Here is a 616-nt window from a genome sequence, read left to right as displayed (position 1 = left end):
CCTTCCTTGGTCGCACTGACCAGGCGGGCGTCGAACGCAGTGGAGGCCTTCAGCGCCTTCAGCGAGGTGCTCAGCAGGTCGAACGCGGACTTGACCGTGCCCACCGCCGACAGCTGCATCTTGGCTTTGGACTGCTGCAGGTTGAGTGCGTTGTCCGAAGGTTTGCGGTCTGCCGCCACCAGGCTGGCGACCATGCCGGAAATATCCAGTCCGGAACCGATGCCGCCGTAACCAAAGTCAGCCACGTTGTATCTCCTGTCTGTGTGCCGCCGCGGCGTTGCCGCGTGGCCGTGCTGTCAACGAAGGTAGCGGCCGTAGCCGCCAGGTCTTTAGAACCACGTTGATGCAGGAGTTGTGCCAGTGGCGTGGCGCGGAGGAATGGCACGCGCTTTGCAGGGGCATAGGGGCGGGACGCAGTGCAGGTCCGGCCAGGGGTCTGTAAAAAACCCTCCTCCAAAGTAGAGGAGGGCTCAGGCTACTGAAAAGCGGGGGGAGACGAAGCCACCCGGGGAGTTCAGTCAAACAAACAGCGCTGATAACGGTTGGGCCGCAGGGGCGGGCCATGGCCACGGTGGATGTGGCGACCGGGAGAGAGTCCGGCCCAWGGCCATGGCCC

The 616-nt window shown here is 64.1% G+C and carries 1 protein-coding gene; it reads right to left on the bottom strand.

Annotation, left to right across the window (positions count from 1 at the left end):
- Positions 1–245 (bottom strand): flagellar cap protein FliD N-terminal domain-containing protein (locus ACXJKH_RS21845; protein WP_457322522.1); only part of this gene is annotated, 245 nt, incomplete at its 3' end.
- Positions 246–616: the final 371 nt, after the last annotated feature.

The sequence above is a fragment of the Stenotrophomonas sp. P5_B8 genome, from assembly GCF_054049855.1.
This window is presented reverse-complemented; position numbering and strand designations above follow the sequence as displayed.